Annotated in this window: 15 protein-coding genes and 1 tRNA gene; 9 read left to right on the top strand and 7 right to left on the bottom strand. The window is 72.4% G+C overall.

Annotation, left to right across the window (positions count from 1 at the left end; genetic code table 11):
* Nucleotides 1–13 precede the first annotated feature (13 nt).
* From JOF36_RS08940 to argS, 3 genes are all read right to left on the bottom strand, one after another.
* Nucleotides 14–1396, bottom strand: a complete 1383-nt coding sequence (locus tag JOF36_RS08940) for a homoserine dehydrogenase (RefSeq protein WP_210026113.1) — start codon at nt 1394–1396, stop codon at nt 14–16.
* Between the two features lie 125 nt (nt 1397–1521).
* Nucleotides 1522–2982 carry a diaminopimelate decarboxylase gene (gene lysA, locus JOF36_RS08935; RefSeq protein ID WP_210026112.1) on the bottom strand — a complete coding sequence of 487 codons (1461 nt, stop codon included), beginning with the start codon at nt 2980–2982 and terminating at the stop codon, nt 1522–1524.
* Between the two features lie 4 nt (nt 2983–2986).
* Entirely contained in the window at nt 2987–4636 is a 1650-nt protein-coding gene (argS, locus tag JOF36_RS08930) for an arginine--tRNA ligase (protein ID WP_210026111.1), read from the bottom strand.
* A 148-nt stretch (nt 4637–4784) separates the two neighbouring features.
* On the opposite strand from argS, the gene JOF36_RS08925 reads away from it, so the two are divergent.
* Both JOF36_RS08925 and JOF36_RS08920 read left to right on the top strand, forming a co-directional pair.
* Nucleotides 4785–5681, top strand: coding sequence for an alpha/beta fold hydrolase (locus JOF36_RS08925; RefSeq protein WP_245350733.1), 897 nt, complete (start codon nt 4785–4787; stop codon nt 5679–5681).
* Nucleotides 5682–5738: 57 nt separating this feature from the next.
* Nucleotides 5739–7856, top strand: a complete 2118-nt coding sequence (locus tag JOF36_RS08920; protein WP_210026110.1) for a DUF8728 domain-containing protein — start codon at nt 5739–5741, stop codon at nt 7854–7856.
* Between the two features lie 16 nt (nt 7857–7872).
* Here the strand turns inward: JOF36_RS08920 and JOF36_RS08915 are convergent, their stop codons facing one another.
* Complete coding sequence (locus JOF36_RS08915) at nt 7873–8832, bottom strand: MinD/ParA family ATP-binding protein (RefSeq protein WP_210026108.1); 960 nt, start codon at nt 8830–8832, stop codon at nt 7873–7875.
* Between the two features lie 396 nt (nt 8833–9228).
* On the opposite strand from JOF36_RS08915, the gene JOF36_RS08910 reads away from it, so the two are divergent.
* The 3 genes from JOF36_RS08910 (at nt 9229) to JOF36_RS08900 (ending at nt 13325) form a co-directional block, all read left to right on the top strand.
* Nucleotides 9229–9300: transfer RNA gene (locus JOF36_RS08910), tRNA-Arg, on the top strand.
* An 850-nt stretch (nt 9301–10150) separates the two neighbouring features.
* Nucleotides 10151–11380: a cytochrome P450 family protein gene (locus tag JOF36_RS08905; RefSeq protein WP_210026106.1), complete on the top strand. Its 1230-nt coding sequence runs from the start codon at nt 10151–10153 to the stop codon at nt 11378–11380.
* Between the two features lie 244 nt (nt 11381–11624).
* Entirely contained in the window at nt 11625–13325 is a 1701-nt protein-coding gene (locus tag JOF36_RS08900; RefSeq protein ID WP_210026105.1) for a BCCT family transporter, read from the top strand.
* Nucleotides 13326–13475: 150 nt separating this feature from the next.
* Here the strand turns inward: JOF36_RS08900 and JOF36_RS08895 are convergent, their stop codons facing one another.
* Entirely contained in the window at nt 13476–14261 is a 786-nt protein-coding gene (locus tag JOF36_RS08895; protein WP_245350731.1) for a DUF2382 domain-containing protein, read from the bottom strand.
* Between the two features lie 630 nt (nt 14262–14891).
* Between JOF36_RS08895 and JOF36_RS08890 the strand changes: the two genes are divergently transcribed.
* The 3 genes from JOF36_RS08890 (at nt 14892) to JOF36_RS08880 (ending at nt 19324) form a co-directional block, all read left to right on the top strand.
* Complete coding sequence (locus tag JOF36_RS08890; protein WP_245351625.1) at nt 14892–16589, top strand: phosphatidylglycerol lysyltransferase domain-containing protein; 1698 nt, start codon at nt 14892–14894, stop codon at nt 16587–16589.
* A 63-nt stretch (nt 16590–16652) separates the two neighbouring features.
* A complete protein-coding gene (locus JOF36_RS08885) occupies nt 16653–18707 on the top strand; it encodes an NAD(+) synthase (protein WP_281072243.1) in 2055 nt (684 codons plus the stop codon).
* Nucleotides 18708–19066: 359 nt separating this feature from the next.
* Complete coding sequence (locus JOF36_RS08880; RefSeq protein WP_210026100.1) at nt 19067–19324, top strand: hypothetical protein; 258 nt, start codon at nt 19067–19069, stop codon at nt 19322–19324.
* 54 nt (nt 19325–19378) lie between these two features.
* On the opposite strand, the gene JOF36_RS08875 is transcribed toward JOF36_RS08880, so the two are convergent.
* Nucleotides 19379–20716: an MFS transporter gene (locus JOF36_RS08875; protein ID WP_210026098.1), complete on the bottom strand. Its 1338-nt coding sequence runs from the start codon at nt 20714–20716 to the stop codon at nt 19379–19381.
* Between the two features lie 296 nt (nt 20717–21012).
* On the opposite strand from JOF36_RS08875, the gene JOF36_RS08870 reads away from it, so the two are divergent.
* Nucleotides 21013–21813, top strand: coding sequence for a VldE C-terminal domain-containing protein (locus JOF36_RS08870; RefSeq protein WP_210026096.1), 801 nt, complete (start codon nt 21013–21015; stop codon nt 21811–21813).
* Nucleotides 21814–21819: 6 nt separating this feature from the next.
* On the opposite strand, the gene JOF36_RS08865 is transcribed toward JOF36_RS08870, so the two are convergent.
* Nucleotides 21820–23898: a PhoX family protein gene (locus JOF36_RS08865; protein ID WP_210035293.1), complete on the bottom strand. Its 2079-nt coding sequence runs from the start codon at nt 23896–23898 to the stop codon at nt 21820–21822.
* Nucleotides 23899–24283: the final 385 nt, after the last annotated feature.

Below are 24283 nucleotides of genomic sequence, written 5' to 3'. Positions count from 1 at the left end.
GTGGTTCGAGAACTCATTCGCCCATGCCGAGCGCGCTCACCGTGCGGCCCAGACCTTCCACCCGCAGCACGCCCGCCACGCCGAGGACGTGGTCGAGATCGAGCAGCGCGGCCACCGTGGCCGACAGCGCGGCCTCCGGCGCCGAGTGCGTGACGACCGTCAGCCGCGCCTGGCCGGAGTCGCCGTCGACGGCCCCGTTCACCCCGCCGGTCTGCCGCACGGCGGCGATCGAGACGCCGTGCCGGGCGAACTCGCCGGCGATCCCGGCCAGCACGCCCTCGCGGTCGGCGACCTCCAGGTCGACGTGGTAGCGGGTCGGCACCTCGCCGATGGGGCGCACCGGCAGGCTCGCGTACGCCGACTCGCGCGGACCGCGGCCGCCGCCGACCCGGTTGCGGGCAACGGCGACGAGGTCGCCGAGCACCGCGGACGCGGTCGGCGCCCCACCGGCGCCCTGGCCGTAGAACATCAGCTGTCCGGCGGCCTCCGCCTCGACGAACACCGCGTTGAACGCGCCGTCCACACCCGCCAGCGGGTGCGAGTCGGGAACCATCGCGGGGTAGACCCGCGCCGACACCGACTCCTCGCCGCCCGCGTCGACCACGCGCTCGCAGATGGCCAGCAGCTTGATCGTGCAGCCGAGCCTGCGGGCGGCCGTGACCTCCGCGGAGCTGACCTCGCGCATGCCCTCGCGGTGCACGTCGGACGCGGTGATCCGGGTGTGGAACGCCAGGGTGGCCAGGATGGCGGCCTTGGCCGCGGCGTCGTAGCCGTCGACGTCGGCGCTCGGGTCCGCTTCGGCGTAACCGAGCCGGGTGGCCTCCTCCAACGCGTCGGCGTAGGAGGTCCCGCCGGAGGACATCGCGGAGAGGATGAAGTTGGAGGTGCCGTTGACGATCCCGGCGACCCGGGTGATCCGGTCGCCCGCGAGGGACTCCCGCAGCGGACGCAGCAGCGGGATCGCGCCGGCCACCGCGGCCTCGTAGTAGAGGTCGGCGCCGGAGGCGTCCGCGGCCTCGGCCAGCGTCGGGCCGTCCTCGGCCAGCAGCGCCTTGTTCGCCGTCACCACCGACTTGCCGGACTTCAGCGCCTCCAGCAGCCAGCTGCGGACCGGTTCGATGCCGCCGATCACCTCGACGACGACGTCGACGTCGTCGCGCGCCACCAGTTCGGCGGCGTCGGTGGTGACCAGCTCGCCGAAGTTCTCGGTCAGCCACGGATGCTTGTGCGGCCGCCGGACGGCGACACCCGTCAGCTCCACCGGGGCACCGATCCGGGCGGTCAGCTCGCCGGCTTGCTCGGTGATCAGGCGGACCACCTCGGTGCCGACGGTGCCGCAGCCCAGCAGTGCCACCCGGACGGCAGCAGAATTCTGGGAGCCCTCACCCCTCGCCACAAGCCCTCCTCGCGTACAGCACCCGACCCAGCGGGCGCCGATGATTCCTGGTCAGGCCGGTCCCGGGCAGGCCGGGGTGGCCGTTCTCACCCGGCTCCGAACCCGGCGGTCGCGCGCGTGTGCGCTCACACCTCGAACCGGAACTGGTCCTCCAGTGTCTCGCGACGCAGCAGGGTCCGGTCGGCGCCCTCGTGCACCGCGACGACCGCGGGGCGCGGCAGCCGGTTGTAGCCCGACGCCATCGCGTAGCAGTAGGCGCCGGTGGCCGCGACCGCCAGCAGGTCACCGGGCGCGAGGTCGGCCGGGAGCCAGCAGTCACGCACCACGATGTCACCGGACTCGCAGTGCTTACCCACCACCCGGGACAGGACCGGCTCGTCGCCGTGCCGGTCCCCCACCCACACCGAGTCGCGCTCGGACGCGCGCGAGACCAGGCGGACGTCGTACTCGGCGTCGTAGAGCGAGGTGCGGATGTTGTCGCTCATCCCGCCGTCGACGCTGACGTAGCGCCGCGAGTAGCCACCGAGCGGCACGTCCTTGATCGTCCCGACCTCGTAGAGGGTCACGGTGCCCGGCCCGGCGATGGCCCGGCCCGGCTCGACCGCGATCGCCGGCACGTCCAGGCCGGACGCGGCGCACTCGCGCTTCACGATGGCGCGCAGCTCCTCGGCCAGCGCCGGCATCGACAGCGGGGCCTCGCCGGGGCGGTAGGCGATGCCGATGCCGCCACCCAGGTCCAGGGTGCGCAGCGCCGCGAGGTTGTCGGCGCCGTGCTCGGCGTGCAGGTCGGCGAGGACCTTCACGACCCGGCGGGCGGCCGCCTCGAATCCCTCGGTCTCGAAGATCTGGCTGCCGATGTGGCTGTGCAGCCCGACGAGATCCAGGTGCCGTGCGGCGAGCACCCGGCGCGCGGCCTCCAGCGCCGGCGAGTCCTTGGTGTCGGTGTGCGCGATCGAGAAGCCGAACTTCTGGTCCTCGTGCGCAGTGGCGATGTACTCGTGGGTGTGCGCCTCGACGCCGACGGTCAGCCGGATCAGCACCCGTGCCGTCGTGCCCCGCTCGGCGGCGACGGCCTCCAGCCGGGCGATCTCGTCGAAGCTGTCGAGCACGATCCCGCCGACACCGGCATCGACCGCGGCGGCCAGCTCGTCCACCGACTTGTTGTTGCCGTGCAACGCGATCCGCTCGGGCGGGAAGTCCGCGCGCAGGGCGACCGCGAGCTCGCCGCCGGAGCAGACGTCGAGCGACAGTCCCTCCTGCGCGACCCAGCGGGCGATCTCGGTGCACAGGAACGCCTTGGCCGCGTAGTGCACCGAGGACGCGCCGAACGCGGCGGCGAACTCTGCGCACCGGGTCCGGAAGTCGTCCTCGTCGAGCACGAACAGCGGAGTTCCGTGCCGTTCGGCGAGGTCGCGGACGTCCGCGCCGGCGACCTGCAGGGCGCCGTCGGCGCCGCGCTCGGCATTGCGTGGCCAGACGGCCGGGGCGAGGTGGTCCAGCTCGGCGGCCGACTCCGGGCGCGGGCCTGCGGACTCGGGGGCGGGGGTGAGGCCGGCGTGCAGCGGGCCTGCGGGGTGGGCTCTCATCGGTTCACATCCGTTCGGGCGCGCCGACGCCGAGCAGTCCGAGCCCGTTCGCCAGCACGCGCCGGGCCGCCACGCACAGCGCGAGCCGGGCCCGGTGCAGGTCGGTGACCTCCTCGTCGCCCTGGGGCAGGACGCGGCAGGAGTCGTAGAACTTGTGGTAGGCCCCGGCCAGCGACTCGAGGTAGCGCGCGACCCGGTGCGGCTCGCGCAGCTCCGCGGCCGAGCGGACGACCTCCGGGAACTCGCCGAGCGTCCGGATCAGGTCGCCCTCGCGGTCGTGGACGAGCAGGCCGAACCCCTCCCCGGGCTCGACGCCCAGGTCGGCGGCGTTGCGGGCCAGCGAGGCGAGCCGGGCGTGCGCGTACTGGACGTAGAACACCGGGTTCTCGTTGGTCCGGCTGGAGACCAGGTCCAGGTCGATGTCGAGCGTCGAGTCGACCGAGGACCGGACGAGGGAGTAGCGGGCGGCGTCGACACCGACGGCGTCGACGAAGTCCTCCAGGGTCACGATCGTCCCGGCCCGCTTGCTCATCCGGACCGGCTCGCCACCGCGGACCAGGTTCACCATCTGACCGATCAGGACCTCGACGACCGACGGGTCGTCACCGAACGCGGCCGCGACCGCCTTCAGCCGCACGGTGTAGCCGTGGTGGTCGGCGCCGAGCATGTAGATGCAGCGGTCGGCCCCGCGGGCGCGCTTGTCCCGCAGGTAGGCGATGTCACCGGCGACGTAGGCCGGCGTCCCGTCGCTCTTGATGACGACCCGGTCCTTGTCGTCACCCTGCTCGGTGGAGCGCAGCCACCACGCGCCGTCCTTCTCGTAGAGGCTGCCGTTGTCCTTGAGCTGCTGGACCGAGTCCCCCACCGCGCCCGACTCGTGCAGCGACAGCTCACTGAACCAGACGTCGAAGTCGGTGCCGAACCCGTGCAGCGAGCTGCGCATCTCCTCCAGCATCAGGGCGACGCCGGTCCGGCGGAACGCCTGGTGGCGCTGGGTCTCGGGGAGGTCGAGGATGCCGGGCTCGGCGGCCACGACCCGCTCGGCGATCTCAGCGATGTAGGCGCCGCCGTAGCCGTTCTCCGGGGTGGGCCCGCCGGTGGCCGCGGCGATCAGCGACGCGGCGAAGTGGTCGATCTGCGCACCGGCGTCGTTGATGTAGTACTCGCGGGTCACCTCGGCGCCCCGCGCGGCGAGCACCCGGCCGAGCGCGTCGCCCACGGCGGCCCAGCGGGTCCCGCCCAGGTGGATCGGGCCGGTCGGGTTGGCGGAGACGAACTCGAGGTTCATCCGGGTACCCGCGAGGTCCTGCCCGGTGCCGTAGGCGGCGCCCTGGACGAGGATCTCGCCGACGATCGCGCCCTGCGCGTCCGCGGCGAGGCGCAGGTTGATGAAGCCCGGGCCCGCGATCTCGGCGCTCGCGATCCCGTCCCGCTCCACCAGCTCCTCGACCAGCCAGGTCGCGAGGTCGCGCGGGTTCACCCCGGCCTTCTTGGCGGTGCGCAGCGCGACGTTGGTGGCGTAGTCACCGTGCTCGGGGTTGCGGGGACGCTCGACGCCCGCGTCGGCGGGCAGGGCGGAGACGTCCAGGCCGCGTCGGGTCAGTACGTCCAGCGCGACGTCACGGACCAGGTCGGCGAGCACGTCGGGAGTCACCGTCGAGATTCTAGGAGGTGGCCGCGGGGGCGCCGATGCAGGTCTCGGCTGTGCGGATTCCGGACGGTCCGCTGGTCGCCGGGCTGCCGGTGGGCCAGGATCGATCGACGCTCCGCTCCCGCCCCGCCACCCACGATCCTCAACGGAGATGACCGTGTCCGACACCACCGCCACCCTCACCGTCGCCCATCTCGGGACCTCGACGGTCGGCTACCGGTTCGCCGCGCCGTACGACCCCGCGCGGCCGACGCTCGTCCTGGTCAACTCGTTCACCACCTCGGCCGAGCTGTACCGGCCGCAGTTCGCCGATCCGGCGCTCGCCGGGGCGGTCAACCTGCTCGCCCTCGAGCCCTACGGGCACGGCGAGACCCGGGCCGGGTACGAGCAGTTCACCTACTGGGACAGCGCCGTCGCCGACCTGGAGGCGCTGGACGCGCTGGGCATCAGGAAGGCCTTCGTCCTCGGCACGTCGCAGGGCGGCTGGATCGCGGCCCGGATGGCGATGCTCGCGCCGGAGAGGATCACGGGGATCGTCCCGCTCGGCACCTCGATGGACCTGGAGAGCCCACGCAGCCGCGAGCTCGGCTGCTGGGACGCGGTCGAGTTCTGCACGCCGTCGATCGACGCGCTCGCCGAGCCGGTCGCCGACGACTGGGTCGTGCCCGACGAGTTCGTCGACGGCGTCCTCGGGGCCGGGCTGGGTGACACGGTGACCGCCGAGGACCGCGAGTTCTGGCTCGCGGAGTACCGGCGCAACTACACCGGGGACGCCGGGCGGCACCGGCTTCGAACCAGCACCGTCAACCTGCGCGACCGGGACGGCCTGCAGGCCCGCCTGGACGGGGTCCGCTGCCCGGTACTGTGGATGCACGGCACCGCCGACGCCGTCTACTCGGTACCCAACGCCGAGGACGGGATCGCGCGGTTCGTCAACTCCCCGTCCGCCGAGCTGCGGGTGGTCGACGGCGGTCAGCACTTCCTGAGCGCCTCGAACCCGGCCGAGGTGAACGCGGCGGTGGTCGAGTTCGTCGGGCGCTGGGCCTGAGAGCGCGCCGGCACGACGCGTGACACCGGGCGTGGCAGCGCCCGCATCCGGAGGTCCATGAGCGAGCACCCACCGCCCCGCGCACCCGTCCTCGGTGGCCCGGGCGCCGTCGCCGCCGGCTCCGGGTTGCTCTCGCTGCTGCTGGGTGCCGGGTTCGTCGCCGTCTCGCTGGCCTACAACCACGGCAACCTGGTCCCGCCGCTGGACGACGTCTACATCCACCTGCAGTACAGCCGGCAGTTCGGCCTGGGCGAGCCGCTCCGCTACCAGCCCGGCGCGCCGGTGACGACGGGCGCGTCCAGCCTGCTCTACACCGCGCTGCTGGGCGGGGCGTACGCGATCGGGTTCGGTGACCGGTGGCTGCTCGGGTTCGCGGTCGGCCTCGGGTTGCTCTGCGTCGCGGCCGCGTCGGCGCTGACCGCCCTGGTCGGGCACCGGTGGGGCGGCCGTGCGGCCGGGGCGTGGGCCGGGGCGCTGACGGCGCTGTCCGGGCCGCTGCTGTGGGGCGGCGCGAGCGGTATGGAGGTCGGGCTGCTCGCGGCACTGCTGATCGGGACCCTCGCTCTCTACCTGCACGAGCGGCCCCGGTTCCGGTGGACGCCGGTGCTCGGAGCGCTGCTGGCGCTGACCCGCCCGGAGGGCATGATCGTCGCGGCCGCGCTGGTCGCCGCGATGCTGTGGACCTCGTACCGGGCCGGCCGGCTGCGCTCGCCCGCCACGCTGCTCGTGCCGCTCCCGCTGCTCGCCTTCCTCGGCCAGCTGCTGATCTTCCGGCTGGCGACGGGCACCTCCCAGGCGAACGGCGTCCTGGCGAAGTCGTGGCTGCACGCCGGGTTGCTGCGCCAGCCGCTGGAGATCGCCGACCACACGCTGCGCAACCTGCAGTCCCTGGTCGGCGCGCTGGCCGGGCTCACCGGGCAGGACGTGGTGCCGCCCCTGACCGTGGTGTTCACCGTGCTCGGTCTGGTCGCCCTGGCCGTGCACCACCGGGAACGGACGCTCGCACTCTGCCTCGGCGCGGCTCTGGCGGCGGCGCTGCTCAGCATCTCGACGCTGACCACCGCGCAGTGGCAGAACCTGCGCTACCTGCAGCCGTTCCTGCCGCTCGTGCTGCTGCTCGGGGTGCTGGGGGTCGCGTCCGTCGCGTCGGCGCTGCGCAGCCGGGCCGCGCTGCACAGCCTGCTCACGGTGGCCCTGCTGTTCACCCTGCTCGTGACGCCGAGCTGGGCGTTGCGGCTGGGCCAACAGGCGTCGGCGATGCGCGAGGGGCCGGTCAGCGTCGCGCAGTGGATCTCCGGGAACGTGCCGCCCGGCGACGTCGTCGCCATCAACGACGCCGGCGCCGCGGCCTGGTTCGGCGGGCACCGCACGGTGGATCTCATCGGGCTGACGACGAACGGGATGGCCGCGCCGTCGCTGAACGGGCCGGGCACCCTCTACGAGGCGGTCCGCAGGCTCCCGCCCGACGACCGGCCGGACTGGTTCGCCGTCTTCGACCGGTGGGGCGGGGTACCGCTCGCCGACCTCGGCCGCGCCGCGGTGCTCGGTGCCGAACCGGTGATCACGTTCCAGCTCGCCGGGCCGGCCCGGCCGATCTCGCCCACCGCACCGCAGACCTGCCAGATCGACCGCAGCTGTGACCGGGTGAGCGTGTGGAAGGCGGACTGGAGCCTCGACGGCTCGGCGGACCTGCCCGACGTCGCCGTCCCGGGCCGGATCACCGACCACCTGAACGTCGGCGACATGGCCGACGAGGCCGCGCACGGCTGGACACCGGATCCGCCGGTGCTGGGTCTGCAGCCGGCGAGCCTGCTGGACCGGGCCGTGGTCGACGGGCGGGTCGTCGCGGACAGCGGCCGCCGGGTCGTCGGCGGGGAGACCTTCACCCTGCGCGGGCTCACCCCGGGCCGCCCGGTGACGCTGACCGGACGGCTCGGCTCCGACACACCGCTCGCGGGCGACCGGACCCGGGTGGTCGCGGTGGACGTCGACGGGCGGGCGTCCGGCAGCTGGACGCTGCCCGAGGGGATGCCGTGGCGGCAGGCGTCGTTCACGATCCTGGGCGACCGGGTGACCCGCGACGAGATCACCGTGACGACCCGGCCGGAGCACCCGTTCCTCGCTCCGTACCCGGACTACCGCAGCTACGGGTGGTGGGTGTCGGCCGGCGGTTGACCCGCGACGGGTGCGCTCAGCGGGTCGGGAAGTCGTCGGCGATCGTCGCCGCGATCCGCAGGAACGCCTCGCGGGTCGGCTCGCGCAGCAGGTCCAGGTCGATCCGCCCGCCGGCGGCCAGGTGCGGGTCGGCAGGCACCGAGTGCACCGCGCGGCAGCGCTGCGCGAAGTGGTCGCGGATGCGGTCGACGTCGACCTCGTCGCTGCTGCGGTCGTGCGACAGCACCACGACCGCGTTCTCCGCGTGCCTGCCGTGCCCGTGCGCGGCGAGCCAGTCCAGGGTCTTCCCGGCCCGGCTCGCACCGTCGACGGTCGGCGCACCGACGACGACCACCGCGTCGGCCAGCTCCAGCGTGCCCTCCATCGCCGAGTGGACCAGGCCGGTGCCCGAGTCGGTGAGCAGGATGTTGCAGAACCGGGAGAGCACGGTGCAGATCCGGGTGTACTCCTCCCGGTTGAACGCCTCGCTCATCGCCGGGTCCTGGTCGCTGGCGAGCACCTGGAGCCGCCCGGCCAGGCTCGTGTAGCGACTCATCTCGGTGAGCGAGTCGATGTTGTCGATCTTCTCCAGCATCTGGCGGACGGTGATGCCGGTCTCGCCGGTGAGCCGGTCGGCGAGGGTGCCCGCGTCCGGGTTCGCGTCGAGGGCGACGACCCGGTCCCCGCGGTGGTCGGCGAGCGTCATCCCCAGGCAGGCGGTGACCGTCGTCTTGCCGACACCGCCCTTGATCGAGGTCACCGCGATCCGGTAGGCGCCGGGCAGCTGGCGCCGGATCCGGCGCAGTAGCACGTTCCGCTCGGCCTCGGCCTCGCTGATGCCGGGGTTGTACCGGCCGCCGGTGACCTCGTAGAGCGTCTTGCGCCACCCGCGCCGCGGCCGCTCGGCGCTGCGCCGCATCAGCTGGTCGTGGGTGATCTCGTCGGCCGACGAGCCCGGGCCGTCGGTCGTGACCGGGCTCGCGTCCCGCTCTGTCATCGGTGGGTTCCTCTCGAGTTCGTGCGCAGTTTCCGGCGCCCCGGGTCGCCGATTCCTCGGCCACGACCGGACAACGACGGAGCCCTCGCGCACCGCCTCGACCTGCGACGTCACCACGATCCACGAATCGATGAATCTACTTTGTACGACAGCTCCGGGGCCGGTGTCCACCCGATCCGAACCGCTTTACGAAACAAATACCCGGAAACCATTCACGTCATATCGACGCCATCACCCTGCGCCGGTCGGTGGTCCCCAGCCCCCGTGTGGTCATCCGTTGTGGAGTGAAGCGCGCGCCACGGCGAACGCGGCACTCCATAGGCCTCGATCATGTAAGGCCGACACCCCCTGCATGATCCCGCGGGACGCGTGCGGTAATGTTCTCCTCGTTGCACGGCCCCCGTAGCTCAGGGGATAGAGCACCGCCCTCCGGAGGCGGGAGCGCAGGTTCGAATCCTGCCGGGGGCACTTCTAGTGCCTCAACCAGATCGACCCCTCACCTGCTGAAGCAAGGTGGGGGGCCGATCTGGTTGTTACGCCTTGCCGACCCCGCGCTGCGACTCCCAGGTCGTCGCGACATCGATCGTGATGGCGTGGTCGGGAGACCTTTCCTCGGGCAGTTCCGAGGCGTAGCGTCCCCTCCGGTGTGCCGGGAAGCCTGGTCGGCGTCGTCATGACGCCACGACCGAAATGGGGACCCGGTGAGCATCTACCGCTCGGTTGCGGGGCGCACGGCGATCCGTGCCTGGTGCACTGGTGAGCTGGACCGACGGTTGCCGTCGGCGTGCCGGCGGGTCGTGGACTCCCCACTCGAGCCGACCCACCTGACGACGTTCGGAACCGGATCGCAGGATCTGTTGCTGTTGCCCGGGACGAACATGAACGCCGCCATCTCGATCCCGGTGATCCGAGCACTGGCCGGTTCGTTCCGGGTCACCGTGGCCGACCTTCCGGGCCGGCCCGGGCTGAGCTGCGCAGAGCGGCCCGAGGTCGACCCCGTCGCCGGGTACCGGGCCTGGCTGGATCACGTGCTCGCCACGGCTCGCCGGAATGTATGGCGAGGGTGTCGTCTCCGACCACGACCGCTTCTTCGGGTTCCGGCGACTGCAGCCGACTACGGCGCGCTTGCTGCACGTGCCGACGACCGTCGTCCCGGGTGGGGGGCACGTGCTCTCGCACACCAGCCCGGACGCCATCGCCGACACAGCATCCTGGGTGCTCGGCTCGATGCGGGCCCGGGGCACGGATGAGCACAGGTGCCGATCGACGCCCAGCAGGGACATCTGGAACGACGAACGATCAGACAGGAGACCTGGCCATGAGCACTCCCACCACTCCGGTGCCCGAGGCCCCCTTCACGATCGGGGCCCCGGAGTTCGCCGCCGACCCGCTGAGCCACTACGCATGGCTGCGCGAGCACGCCCCGCTGGCCCGGACCCGGCTCGAGTACGGGCCGGTCTCCCAGCCGATCTGGGTCCTCTCCCGGTACCGGGACTGTCGAGCGATGCTCACCGACCCGCGCCTGCCCCGCTCACCGGTCGGCGGTTCAGCCATGACGGCCGGGTTGCCCGAGCACCTGCGGCTGCTCAGCACCGAATCACTGATCATGAAGGACGAGCCGGAGCACAAGCGGCTGCGCACACTCGTCTCCAAGCCCTTCACCCCGAAGATGACCGCGAAGCTCGGTGAGCGAGTCCGCGAGCTGGCCGTCGAGCGGCTCGATGCGCTGGCCGACCACGACGTCGTCGACCTGCGGCAGGATTTCGCCCTGCCCATCCCCTACACCGTCATCGCCGACATGGTCGGCGTCGGCGAGACCGACCGTTCGCGGTTCCGGAGCGGGGTGACCGCGTTGCTGAGCGACCGCGGCGCCGAGGACTGGGACACCCAGGTCCGTGACCTGGTGGCGTTCACCCGTGACCTGGTCGCCCGCAAGCACGCGGACCCCGGTGACGACATCCTCACCGGCCTGATCCACGCCGAGGAGGACGGCGACCGTCTCTCCGAGGACGAGATCGTTTCCATGGTGTTCACCCTGGTCGTCGCCGGCTACGAGACCACCTACAACCTGATCACCAACGCGGTCGTCACCCTGCTCGACCATCCCGAACAGCGCGACCGCCTGCAGCAGGCCCCTGACGACGACGCCCTGTGGCGCTCGGCGATCGAGGAGATCGTGCGCTACGCCGGACCGGTCGGTGGCACCAAGCCGGCCACCGCCGCCGAGGACATCGACTGGGACGGCCGGACCATCCCCGCCGGAGCCTCGGTCCTGCCGCTGCTGGGCTCGGCGAACCGGGACCCGGAGGCATTCGACGCACCCGACCGGTTCGACATCACCCGCAGTCCCAATCACCACCTCGGCTTCGGCTACGGCCCGCACTTCTGTCTCGGAGCGAACCTGGCTCGTCTCGAGGCCCGCATCGCGGTCCAGGTGCTGCTCACCCGACGCCCCCGGCTGTCGCTGGCGGTCCCCCGTGACGAGCTCACCCTCGAGACGATGCCGCTGTGGACCCGCTACGACGAGCTCCCGGTCCGCCTCGGTTGACCCGCTCGGGGACCCACGAGTCATCTGGCGGGTGAGTGATCACGCACCGTTGTGGACCTGAAATGAGCCCAGGTCAATCCACTCTTCCGGTCGCACGCAAGGCGATCCGCGAAGGCTGATCGGTGGACAGCCCGACAGCAATCGGACATTCTGTCGCGGCTGCGCCGACGCAGAACCGCTCTCGCTGCCGCCGGCGGACGTCCGAAAACTGCGGGGCTGCCGTCGGCCGGGGAGGAGCGGTCGAGTGGAGAACCTCGCAAACAAACTGGGCCTGCGGACGAATCCGCAGATCTTCTTCTGGTCGGCCGGGTTGATGCTCTTCTTCCTGGCCCTGCTACTGATCTTCCCGGGCCCGATCGGCACCGTGTTCGCCGCCGGCCGGGAGTGGATCACGACGAACCTGGGCTGGTTCTTCGTGCTCGGCGTGACCGTCTGGCTGTTCTTCCTGGCCTGGGCTGCGCTCTCGCGTTACGGCAACCTCAAGCTCGGGGGCCCGGACGACACACCGGAGTACTCGAACCTGTCCTGGTTCTCGATGCTCTTCGCCGGTGGTATCGGCACGGTCCTGATGTTCTGGGGCGTGGCCGAGCCGATCTCGCACTTCAGCGAGCCGCCGTTCGACGGCGTCGCACCGTACAGCGCGCAGGCCGCCGAGGACGCCATGTCGTTCGCGCTCTACCACCTGAGCCTGCACACCTGGGCGATCTTCACCCTGCCCGGGCTGGCGTTCGGGTTCTTCATCTACCGCTACAACCTGCCGCTGCGGGTGTCGTCGGTGTTCTACCCGCTGCTCGGCGACCGCATCTACGGCCCCATCGGGAAGAGCATCGACGTGGCCGCCGTGCTCGGCACGATGTTCGGTCTCGCCGTGTCGCTGGGCCTGGGCACCTCCCAGATCAGCGCCGGCATCAGCGCGCTGACCGGAGTGGCGGACTCGACGGCCCTGCGCGTCGGCGTCGTCCTGCTGGTCGCGGTGATCGCGACGTTCTCCGTGGCCGCAGGCCTGGACAAGGGCATCAAGCGGCTGTCCAACCTGAACATCGGCATCGCCGTCGGGCTCATGCTGTTCGTCCTCTTCGCGGGCGGGCAGACGGTCTTCCTGCTGCGCTCGCTCGTCGAGAGTGTCGGCCTCTACGCCAGTAGCATCATCCCGCTGTCGTTCTGGAACGACTCGCTCGCCGCGTACACCGACCCGGGCGGCTGGGGCTGGCAGGCGAGCTGGACCGTCTTCTACTGGGCGTGGACGGTCACCTGGGCACCGTTCATGGGCGTGTTCCTCGCTCGCATCTCGCGCGGCCGCACGGTGCGCCAGTTCGTCGGCGGTGTGCTGCTCGCACCGGCCGCGTTCACGGTCGTCTGGTTCGTGATCTTCGGCTGGTCGGCGATGGCATCGGACGGGATCGACGGCCAGGGCGGCCCGATCTCCACCGCGGTGGCCGAGAGCGGTGCCTCGCTGGCGATGTTCGCGTTCTTCCAGGAGCTCCCGCTGGCGACGCTGATCTCCGGGATCGCGGTCATCGTGGTCGTGCTGTTCCTGGTCACCTCCGCGGACTCGGCGTCGCTGGTGGTCGACATGCTCTGCTCCGGCACGGGCGAGATGAGCCCGCTGCGCCAGCGGCTGTTCTGGGCGCTCGCGCTCGGCGGGCTCGCCGCCGCGCTGCTGCTGCTCGGCGGGGACGAAGCGATCAGTGCGCTCGAGGAGGTCATCACCGTGATCGGCCTACCGATCTTCATCCTGGTCTGCGGCATGCTCGCGGCGCTGCTGGTCGGGTTCCGGCGCGAGGGCCCGCTGACGACCGTGGTCGTCTCCGAACGCCGGCCGGACGCGCCGTCCCGGGAGGGCGTGAGCGGGGAGACCGCACCCGAGGACGCCACCGTCAAGGCGACCACGGCGAACGCGCCGGGAGAGGACACCCGCACCGCCGACCCGGCTCCGCCGGCCTGACCTGCCAACCCACCCATCGAGCGTCACGTTCTGGCCCTGCGGATGACCGAAACGGGACGCTCGGCGGGCGGGGGCGACTCATGGGACCGGCGCGTCACCGGGCCCGGGGTGGGCACCGGTGACGCGCCGGGAGTGGGTCAGGGGAGCTCGTCAGCTCCGGGCGTCGCGGTCGCGACGCAGCGCCTGCTGCGGGTCGTCGACGTCGATCTCCTCCTTGCGCACGGTGTCCGAGACGTGCTCGTCCTCGGTCACGGTGCGGGTGTCCAGGCGCACCTTCTCGACGGCCTCCGTGGTCTTGTCGACCACCGGGCGCTCGGCGTGCAGGGTGGCCTCGTGGGTCTCCTCGCCCATCGCCCCGGAGCGGGCCGTCCCGGCGTCACCGTCCCGGTCGATCGGCTCGCGCTCCACCCGGACCTCCTCGTGGCTGACCGGCACGGTGACCGTCTGGTCCTCGGTCACCACGTACTTGCGCAGCGCGACCCGGCCGGTCTCCTCCGACTCGGTGCCGACCCGCAGCCGCTCCTCGTGCCGGACCATCGCGTCGTCGGAGGCCCCACGTCCGCGATCCGCGCCGGCCGTTCCGTCCGCGGCCGTGCCGTGGCCGGACCGCCCGGCGGCGGCGTCCTGCGTGCCGTAGTGGTGACGCAGCTGGCCCTCCTCCGAGCCGGTGAGGCGCTCGTCCGACCGGCCCACGTGCGGGGACTCCTTGACCTCGTCCTTCGCCACCGCCAGCGACACGGCACCATCGTCGATGTCCGCGCCCTGGAGCGGCACGAAGCTCTCCTTGGTGCCGAACATCCCGGTGTTGACCGTCGCCCAGGTCGGCGTCTCGCTGCGCTCGTCGAGGTAGACCTGGCCGATCTTGCCGACCTTGGCGCCGTGCGTGTCGACCGCCTGGCGGCCGATGAGGTCCCGGGTCATGTCCTTGGTGATCATCCCTGTCGCCTCCGTTCGGCGTGTGGTGTAGCTCGGACACCAGAGGGTCGACGGCAGCGATCCGGGCCATGCCCCGATCCACCGCACCCACACCGGACGAGTGACCCGTGTGGCACCACCGGCCCAACGGATACGTTGCGCGACAACAGAGGGTCGACCACGGAACCGCTGCGGGCGTCCCCCGACGGACGTTCCCCGAACCGAAGCTCCAGCGACGCGGAACCAGCCCGACCCCACGCGTCCGGTCACGCTCGCCCCATCGCCGACCGAGTGTCACCGAGAGGTTCGCGCACGAGCATCTGCGTGACACTCGATCCCCTCTGCGTCCGGGGGGACGACACACCGGTCGTGCGCGGCCGCCCGCGCGTTCCGGCGCGGGTGGCGGGGCTAGGTTCGGCACCCGCGCCGCGGCTCCGGTGCCGGTGCGGTGCCGGTACTCGACCGGATCCGAACGTCGGCGCGAACGGCTCGCCGGACCGCCGCCGTGGAGCCGTAATCGGAGTGACAGCCCAACCGGAGTGACAGGAGGACCGCGTGCCGGGGTCTGCGCCCGCCGGGGACCGCCGGCACCGTCGCGCCCGCACCCGCAGCCCGAACCCGCGCCCGGACCCGGAGGCCCGGCGACGCCGGCTGTCCGAGGCCGCGGTCGTCCGCGCCGTGGTGTGGTCCGCCCGCATCGTCGGGCTGCTCACCGTGCTCACCGCCGTGCTGCCTGCACCGCGCCGGCTGCTGGGCAGCGAGCTGCGCAGCACCCTGGGCCTTCCGTCCGGGGTCGGGCTGGCCGCGCTGGTCGTGACGACGGTGGCGGGCGCAGGCCTGTTGCTGCTGGCCACCGGGCTGCGCCGGCGCAAGCAGCGCGCCTGGTGGGTCGCGACGGGCACGACGTCGTTCCTGGTCGTCGTCAACCTGCTGCACGTCCTCGACCAGCGGCACGGTCTCGCGCCGACCGTGCTCGTGGCGGCGCTGCTGGTGGCACTGCTGTCCACCCGGCGCCACTTCGTCGCGGAGCAGGACCCCGGCGGCCCGGGCCGGGCCGTCCGCACGGTCGTCCAGTTCGGACTGTCGGGGTTCCTCGTGGTGTGGGTGCTGCTGGCCTTGAACCCGCGCCGGCTCGCCGGGGACCCGTCGGTCGCCGCGCAGGCCGCACACGCCGGGGCGTCGCTGGCCGGCGTCACCGGGCCGGTGTCGTTCACCGCGGACGCAGCCTGGCTGGACGACCTGACCGCCGCCGTCGGACTGACCTTCGGTGTGGTCGCCGTGCTCACCGCCGGGTACCACCTGCTGCGCTCCCCCGAGCCACGGCCGTCCCTGGAGCCGCACGACGAGCAGCGGCTGCGGGAGCTGTTGACGCACTGCGACGGCGACTCGCTCGGCTACTTCGCGCTGCGCCGGGACAAGGCGGCGGTGTTCGCGGCCGGCGGCCGGTCCGCCGTCTCCTACCGGGTGCTGGCCGGGGTCGCGCTCGCCGCGGGCGACCCGATCGGCGACATCGGGGCCTGGCCGGGCGCGATCGAGGCGTTCCTCGGCGAGTGCACCCGCTACGGCTGGTCACCGGCCGTGCTGGGCTGTTCCGAGCGGGGCGCGACCGCCTGGGCGAAGGCCGGTCTGGACGCGTTGGAGCTCGGCGACGAGGCGTTCCTCGAGACGGCCACGTTCACCCTGGACGGACGGCCGATGCGCGGCGTCCGTCAGACCGTCAACCGGATGCGGCGGACCGGGCACACCGTGGTCGTCCGCAGGCTCGGCGACCACGACGACGAGGACCGCGCACGGATCGCCGAGCGCGCGCGCCGCTGGCGGGGTGGCGAGCACGAGCGCGGGTTCTCGATGGCGTCGTCGCGGATCGCCGACCCGGCCGATCCGGACGCGGTGCTCGTCACCGCGTTCCGCGACGGTGCGCCGAGCGGGATGCTGCAGCTGGTCCCGTGGGGTCCGGACGGCCTGTCGCTCGACCTGATGGTGCGCGATCCCGATGCCGACAACGGCGTCAACGAGCTGATGATCGTCGAGCTGATGGCGGCGGCACGGAACCTCGGTGTGGCCCGGGTGTCGCTGAACTTCGCGGTGTTCCGGTCCGCGCTCGAGCGTGGTGAGCGGATCGGCGCCGGGCCGGTGGCGCGGGCCTGGGCGCGGTTGCTGCGGCTCGCGTCGCGCTGGTGGCAGATCGACTCGCTGTACCGGTTCAACGCGAAGTTCCGGCCCGCCTGGTACCCGCGCTACGTACTCTTCCCGGCCGTGCGGGACCTGCCGCGGATCCTGTTCGTGGCGCTGGAGGCCGAGGGCTTCGCCGGGCGGCCGTCGTCGGTGCTGCGACTGCTGGGCAGGTAGAGCGACACCCCGTGCGCGGGAGGGGAAGGAGCGCCCAGGCCCCCCGTGCCGCGCACGGGCACAATGGCCGACGTGGACTTCCGCTCCGTCTACCGCCATCACTTCCTGCGGGTCGCCGCGTCGACACTGCACACGACGATCGCCGAGCCGGCCGCGAACGCCGCCGCCGTGCTGGAGGTGGCGCGCGGGTGCTCGGCCGAAGGGGTCGGGCTCGTCGTCTTCCCGGAGCTGACGCTGTCCGGCTACTCCCTCGAGGACATCCTGTTGCAGGACACCCTGCTGGAGGCGGTCGAGCGGGAGCTGGTCGCGCTGGCGGAGGCGACGGCGGACCTGCTGCCGGTGCTCGTCGTCGGGGCCCCGCTGCGGTACCGGCACCGGATCCACAACACCGCCGTGGTGATCCACGGCGGCCGGATCCTGGGGGTGGCGCCGAAGTCGTACCTGCCCACGTACCGGGAGTTCTACGAGCGCCGCCAGATGGCGGCCGGTGACGACCTGCGCGGCGCCACCATCCACATCGGATCCGACGAGTACCCGTTCGGACCCGACCTGCTGTTCGCCGCCGACGACCTGCCCGGGTTCGTGCTGCACGCCGAGCTCTGCGAGGACTACTGGGTGCCGATCCCGCCGTCGGCCGAGGCGGCGCTGGCCGGGGCGACGGTGCTGGCCAACCTGTCCGGGTCGCCGATCACGGTCGGACGGGCCGAGCGGCGCCGCATGCTGTGCCGGTCGTCGTCGGCGCGCTGCCTGGCCGGCTACGTCTACGCCGCCGCAGGCGAGGGCGAGTCGACCACGGACGTCGCGTGGGACGGCCAGACGATGATCTTCGAGAACGGTGAGCAGCTCGCCGAGTCCGACCGGTTCCCGCAGGGCCCGCAGCGCACCGTCGCGGACCTCGACCTGGACCTGATCGCGGCCGAGCGGCGCCGGCAGGGCACCTTCGACGACAACCGCCGCACGCACGCCGCGCGCACCGACGACTTCCGGACCGTGCGGTTCCGGCTCGACCCGCCCGGGCACGACATCGGCCTGCGCCGCACCGTGGAGCGGTTCCCGTTCGTGCCCGCGGACCCCGAGCGCCTGGAGCAGGACTGCTACGAGGCGTACTCGATCCAGGTCTCCGGGCTGGAACAGCGGCTGCGCGCGATCGGTCAGCCGAAGATCGTCATCGGGGTGTCCGGCGGGCTGGACTCCACCCACGCACTGATCGTCGCCGCGCGGGCGATGGACCGGCTCCGGCGCCCCCGGACCGACGTGCTGGCCTTCACGATGCCGGGCTTCGCCACCTCCGACCACACCCGCAACAACGCGGTCGCGCTGTCCGAGGCGCTCGGGGTCAGCTTCGAGACGATCGACATCACACCCACCGCGCGCACGATGCTCACCGAGATCGGTCACCCGTTCTCCCGCGGCGAGGCCGTGTACGACGTCACCTTCGAGAACGTCCAGGCCGGGCTGCGCACCGACTACCTGTTCCGGCTGGCCAACCAGCGCGGCGGCATCGTGCTCGGCACCGGCGACCTGTCCGAGCTGGCGCTCGGCTGGTCCACCTACGGCGTCGGCGACCAGATGTCGCACTACAACGTCAACGGCGGCGTCCCGAAGACGTTGATGCAGCACCTCATCCGGTGGGTGGTCTCGTCGCGGCAGTTCGACGACACGGTCTCGGACGTGCTGCGCTCGGTGCTCGACACCGAGATCACCCCGGAGCTGGTCCCCTCCGACGGCACCCAGGAGGTGCAGTCCAGCCAGGCGACGGTCGGGCCGTACGCGCTGCAGGACTTCACGCTCTGGTACACGCTGCGGCACGGCTTCCGCCCGTCGAAGATCGCCTTCCTGGCCGGGCACGCGTGGTCCGACCCGGCGGCGGGTGCCTGGCCGCCCGGCTTCCCCGACGACGACCGCCCGGTCTACGACGCGGCCGAGATCCGACGCTGGCTCCAGGTGTTCGCGAAGCGGTTCTTCGCGTTCTCCCAGTTCAAGCGGTCCGCACTGCCGAACGGTCCGAAGGTCTCGGCCGGCGGCGCGCTGTCCCCGCGCGGTGACTGGCGGGCACCGTCGGACATGTCGGCGGCGCTGTGGCTGGCCGAGATCGAGCGGGAGATCCCGCACGCCTGATGCGGCCGCCCGCCAGGGTGGCCCGAACCACACGTCCAGCGCATCGAGGGTGCGTGTCGCCGTGTCGTTTCCACCGGTTGCCGATCCGTGGCGCGATTCACCGAGCGGCCTGCGGTACCGCGTGCCGCCGGACGGTCGCACCGGGCCGCCGGGTCGCCGGGCGTGGCGTTCCCGCGTGCCGGACACCGGCGGATCGAGCAGGCTTCCGACCTGGGAGTGAGCGCCGTGCACGGTGGGTGCCGCCGGACCGGCAGGGCCACCCGGAAGCGGTACGCACGGCCGGAGGGACGCCTGCGCCCCTGAGCCGAGCGGGTGATCCGGACTACTACTGTCCCCCGCAATCGACCTGGAGGTGAGTCTTGGCGCTCGCGAACATCCTGTCCGAGATGCCCGATCTGCTCGAGCGGACCCTGGAGGAACACACTCCGGACGCCGAGGGGTGCTGCCGGGAGTGCCGGGACGCCGCCGGCGTCAGCGCGACCTGGCCGTGCGTCACCCGTGAGCTCGCCGAACAGGCACGCTCCATGAACAGCCCGGCAGCCGAGACCGGCACGGTCGCGGGCCGCCGCCGCGCGCGGAGTCTGGACGCGACCGCGGACGGCAGGCACCGCTCCTAGCGCCTCGTTGGGGGCCGGGCCCACAGCAGGGGCCCGGCCTTCGTCGTGCGCGGGTCAGGACAGCCGTGCGGGCGCCTCCGGCCGGTGCGTCTCCCGGATGAACAGGATCGCCACCAGCGAGATGACCGCGACGGCGACCATGTACGCCGCCACCGCCGACGAGGTCCGGTACGCCTGCTGCAGCGCGGTCGCGATCAGCGGGGCGAACCCGCCACCCAGCACCGCACCGACGGCGTAGGAGAACGACGCCCCGCTGTAGCGGTAGCGGGCCTCGAACATCTCCGCGAACAGCGCCGACTGCGGGCCGTAGGACAGGCCGAGCCCGATCGTCAGCACGATCACGGCACCGACCATGGCCACGAACGACGTGGTGTTCAGTAGCAGGAAGAACGGGAACGGCCACACCACGAGCAGCACCGAGCCGACCAGGTAGACCGCCTTGCGCCCGGCCCGGTCCGACCAGATCGCGCCGCCCACGATGCTCGCCAGCCAGCTCAGCGATCCGATGATCACCACGATGATCATCGTGTTGCGCGGGACCTCCAGCACCTGGGTGCCGTAGGAGAGCAGGTACGCCAGGAAGACGTAGCCGATCGCGTTGTTCGCGATGAAGCTGAGCGAGGCCAGCACCAGCTCGCGCGGCCGGTTGCGGAACACCTCGACGATCGGGGCGCGGCTGCGCGAGCGGCTCTCCCGCAGCATCGCGAACACCGGGCTCTCCTCGACGCGCAGGCGGATCACCAGGCCGACGACGACCAGCACGATCGACAGCAGGAACGGGATCCGCCAGCCCCAGGCCGCGAACTGTTCCGGCGAGGTCGTGTTCGAGACCACCAGGAACACCAGCTGGGCCAGGATCAGCCCGGCCGGCACGCCGATCTGCGGGAACGAGCCGTAGCGCCCACGCCTGCCGGGCGGCGCGTGCTCGACCGACATCAGCGCCGCGCCACCCCACTCCCCGCCGGCGCTCAGCCCCTGCAGCAGGCGCAGGACGACGAGCAGGACCGGTGCGGCCATCCCGATCTGCGCGTACGTCGGCAGCAGGCCGACGCCGACGGTCGCGATGCCCATCAGCAGCAACGAGGCGACCAGCATCTTCTTGCGGCCGATCCGGTCACCGAAGTGGCCCCAGACGATCCCGCCGAGCGGGCGTGCGACGAGGCCGACGCCGAGTGTCGCGAAGGCGGCGAGCGTGCCCGACGCGGCGGACATCGTCGAGAAGAACTGGCTGTTGAACACCAGGGCCGCGGCCGTGGCGTAGATGAAGAAGTCGTACCACTCGATGGTCGTCCCGATCGCGCTCGTGATCGCGACGCGACGGACCTGGCGGGGAGCGGAGCCGGTGGTGTCGGCGACGCTCCCGGAACCGGTGGTCGGGCCGGTGGATGTCATGCGGATTCACCCCCGGGCCGGGACTCCGGTGTGCCGGCCCGCGGATACCTTGCACCGAACGTCCGGTCGGGTAAAGACCCGATTCCGGATACACCGGCCGGGGCCGGGCGACGGCGACCGTTCGCCGCATGATCACGCGCGGTCGTCGTCACGGAACGACCACGGCATCGGACATTCGGTGACATCTCACTAGCGTCCGGCACGAAACGCGCGGTCCGGTTCCCCCGACGGGCAGGGACTCCCCGTCCCACGCTCCCCCGCAGCCCGCCCGGCCCGTGCGCCGGAGGAGATCTGTCGTGCCCCGACACCGCCATCGGCGGGCGCAGGTCGAAGCCCTTCCCGGGCTGCGCCACGTCGCCACCGCGGCCGCCGTCGCGAGCGGCACCCTCGCCGTCGTCACGCCCCTGGCCGGGCTGGAGTTCGGTCCGGCCGAGGCCGACCTGCGCCTGGCGTCCGTCGGCGTCTCCGACGGCTCCGCGGACTCCGCAGCCTCGGCGGACTCCGCGGACGATCTCGGCGTCGCGTTCGCCGACGCCGTGGCGGCCGCCGAGGCGCCCCGCACCGAGCCGGTGCTGGGCTCGGAGATCGTCCGTGACGCCGGCCTGCTCGACGCGGCCGCCGAGGCCGGCCGGGCCGCCGCCGCGGAGGGTGAGCGCGTCGCGCGCGAGGCCGCCGAGCGCGCCCGGATCGCCGGCGGGTCCGCCCTCGGCGACGCCTCCTGCGACATCGACACCGACGAGCTCGGCCCGGTGAAGAGCTGGGTGGAGGACGCGGCGGTGTTCCTCGGGTGCGCCTACGGGCAGCCGGAGCTGATCGGCGTCGCCCAGCGCGGCAACGTCTCCGACCATCCCACCGGGCACGCGCTCGATCTCATGGTCCGCGGAAGCGACGGCGACCGGATCGCGGAGTGCGCGCTGGCCAACGCCGACGAGCTGGGCGTCGAGTACGTGATCTGGGAGCAGCAGATGAACCACGGCTCCGGATGGACCGAGATGGAGGACCGCGGCGGGGAGACCGCGAACCACCACGACCACGTGCACATCTCGTTCGAGAAGAGCGCCGGCTCCGGCGACCCCTCCCTCGCCCGGTGCGCCTGACGGCGCCTACACCCCGATCTTCGCCGGCCGGCCGTCCTGCAGGTGCCGGATCGCGGCGACGGACGGGCGCGGCTGCGCGGCGCCGCCGTCCGGCCAGTGCGACGCCGGTGCCTCCGGTGAGGCGTCGTCGACGTCGCCGGGGTGCTGCACCGAGACCAGCACGAACGTCTCGGTGATGATCGGGCCGCAGCACTCGCCGCCCACCGGGACGCTCGCGAACAGCCGGGTCGAGCCCCGCTGCGGGCCTTCCAGCACAACGCCGTAGAGGCCGTCGTTGATCTCCAACGCCTGGCCGGAGTCGGTGGACAGCCACAGGTTGCCGTAGGAGTCGAACGCGATGTTGTCCGGTGAGGTGATCGGGCTGACCTGGGCCTTGTCGAACCCGCCGAAGTACGTCGACGGGTCGTCCGGGTTCCCGCAGACCAGCAGGATGTTCCAGCCGAACCGGGTCGCCGCGGGGTCGTCGGACGCCTCGGTCAGCTCGATCACGTGGCCGTGCTGGTTGTCGACGCGGGGGTTCGCCTCGTCCGCGCCGATCTCGCCCGCCTTGCCGCGGTCGGAGTTGTTGGTGCAGGCGATGTAGACCTTGCCGGTCCGCGGGTTCGGCTCGACGTCCTCGGGACGGTCCATCTTGGTCGCGCCCACCCGGTCCGCGGCGAGCCGGGTGAACACGAAGACGTCGGCGACGCTCATTCCGTCCACGTAGGACTTCGTCGTGGACGCCAGCGGCCGCCACTCCCCGCTGCCGTCGAACTCCCCGTCGCGCGGGAGGGCGCCGTTCCCGGTGATCTCCGCGGCCGGGCTGTTGCCGGTGAAGGTGGCGACGTAGAGCGTGCCCGACGCGAGCAGGGTCGCGTTGTGCTCGCGCGCGTCCCGGCTGTTCCCGCGGCGCATCCGCTTGTCCGACACGAACTTGTAGACGTAGTCGAAGCGCTCGTCGTCACCCATGTAGACGACCGGACGACCGTCGTCGGTCAGCGCCACGGTGGCGCCCTCGTGCTTGAACCGGCCCAGCGCGGTGTGCTTGACCGGCTTCGAGTCCGGGTCGTGCGGGTCGATCTCGACGATGTAGCCGAACCGGTTGGCCTCGTTGGGTTCCTTCGCCAGGTCCCAGCGCGGGTCGACGCGCTCCCACCTGCGCTCCGACGGCCCTTCCGCCAGGCCGTAGCGCTCCAGCCGCGGGTCGGTGACCGGGCCGGAGGCGAAGTAGCCGTCGAAGTTCTCCTCCCCGGACAGGAAGGTGCCCCACGGGGTGGTGCCGCCGGCGCAGTTGCCGATCATGCCCAGCACAGTGCGCCCGGCCGGGTCGGACGTCGTCCGCAGCACGTCCGCGCCGGCGGCCGGGCCGTCGAGCACCATCTCGGTCTCGGCGGTGATCCGGCGGTTCAGCTTCCCGGCCCGGTCGTAGTGCAGCTCGCCGGTCCTCAGCTCGCGGGTGACCTCGACGATGCCGCCGCCGTGCGCGGCGATGCCGATCCGGATCTGCTCCTCGGTGGGCGCGTCCTCGTCGTAGCCGCGGAACATCAGCGGCTCGAGCGTGTACTCGTGGTTGGAGAACATGACGTAGCGCCGCCCGGCGCCGTCGATCGGCAGGATCCCGCAGAAGTCGTTGTTGTAACCGAACTGGCGGGCCTGGGCGGCGGCGGTCTGGTTCTCGAAGTCGAACTCGGGGGCGTCAGGGAACATCGGGTCCCCCCAGCGGATCACGACGTTGGTCGCGTAGTCGTGCGGGACGCGGATCGTGTCGTCGAGGTTCGGCGCGACGGTCTCGTAGCGCAGCCCGCGCGGCGGCCCGGCCTGCGTCGCCGGGTCGGCGCCCAGGGGGTGCGCGGAGCCCTGCTGCGCGACCGGGGTCCCGGCCGACGCAGTGCCCGCGAGTGCCGCACCGGCCCCGGCCGAGAGGCCGAGCACCGCGCCGGCACGGAGCATGCCCCGCCGGTCGAGGACGGTCTGCAGGACGTCGCCGAAGTACCCGTTCGACGACGGGTTCGGCTCCGGCTTCGAGCAGGCGTCCCCGCACCGGTAGCGGCAGGTCAGGCCCTGGCGCCCGGGCCGGGGCTGCGCCCGGTCGAGGACGGGGAGCATCCGGCGGGAGCCGGACTCGGGGGTGTCGCCGGGGCAGCGGTCGGCCACGGTCGTCCTCCTGGATTCGTGGTGGGGTGACGGCGGCGGGCGTTCGGATGACGATCGCCCGGTTCCTCCGCATCACAGCACCCGCGTCCTCCTGACGAGTGAGAAGAAGATGGCCGTCGAGTGAACGACGGCGCAGCGGGACGTGGGCTCGGCCACGCTCGGCGACCCACTGGCGCCTTACCGGGGGCCGCCGCATCCCCGAGTCGCGTCGCCCGCCCGGGCGTGAACGCGCAGATCGACTCCGGGACAGAGCGCGGACCGGGGCGGGATTTCTCCACGCGCCCCGGTCCGGCGGATCGGGTTCCGGCGCCGCAACGGGCGCCGGGATTCACACGGC

Origin of the sequence: Pseudonocardia parietis (assembly GCF_017876315.1) — a bacterium.
Classification (GTDB): Bacteria; Actinomycetota; Actinomycetes; order Mycobacteriales; family Pseudonocardiaceae; genus Pseudonocardia; species Pseudonocardia parietis.
This window is presented reverse-complemented; position numbering and strand designations above follow the sequence as displayed.

Bases quoted from the DNA above. Each gene is read 5' to 3' on its own strand.
- lysA (WP_210026112.1), bottom strand. From the start codon at position 2,982: ATGAGAGCCCACCCCGCAGGCCCGCTGCACGCCGGCCTCACCCCCGCC.
- JOF36_RS08925 (WP_245350733.1), top strand. From the start codon at position 4,785: ATGACCGTGTCCGACACCACCGCCACCCTCACCGTCGCCCATCTCGGG.
- JOF36_RS08920 (WP_210026110.1), top strand. From the start codon at position 5,739: ATGAGCGAGCACCCACCGCCCCGCGCACCCGTCCTCGGTGGCCCGGGC.
- JOF36_RS08915 (WP_210026108.1), bottom strand. From the start codon at position 8,832: ATGACAGAGCGGGACGCGAGCCCGGTCACGACCGACGGCCCGGGCTCG.
- JOF36_RS08905 (WP_210026106.1), top strand. From the start codon at position 10,151: ATGAGCACTCCCACCACTCCGGTGCCCGAGGCCCCCTTCACGATCGGG.
- JOF36_RS08895 (WP_245350731.1), bottom strand. From the start codon at position 14,261: ATGATCACCAAGGACATGACCCGGGACCTCATCGGCCGCCAGGCGGTC.
- JOF36_RS08885 (WP_281072243.1), top strand. From the start codon at position 16,653: ATGGCCGACGTGGACTTCCGCTCCGTCTACCGCCATCACTTCCTGCGG.
- JOF36_RS08875 (WP_210026098.1), bottom strand. From the start codon at position 20,716: ATGACATCCACCGGCCCGACCACCGGTTCCGGGAGCGTCGCCGACACC.
- JOF36_RS08865 (WP_210035293.1), bottom strand. From the start codon at position 23,898: ATGCTCCCCGTCCTCGACCGGGCGCAGCCCCGGCCCGGGCGCCAGGGC.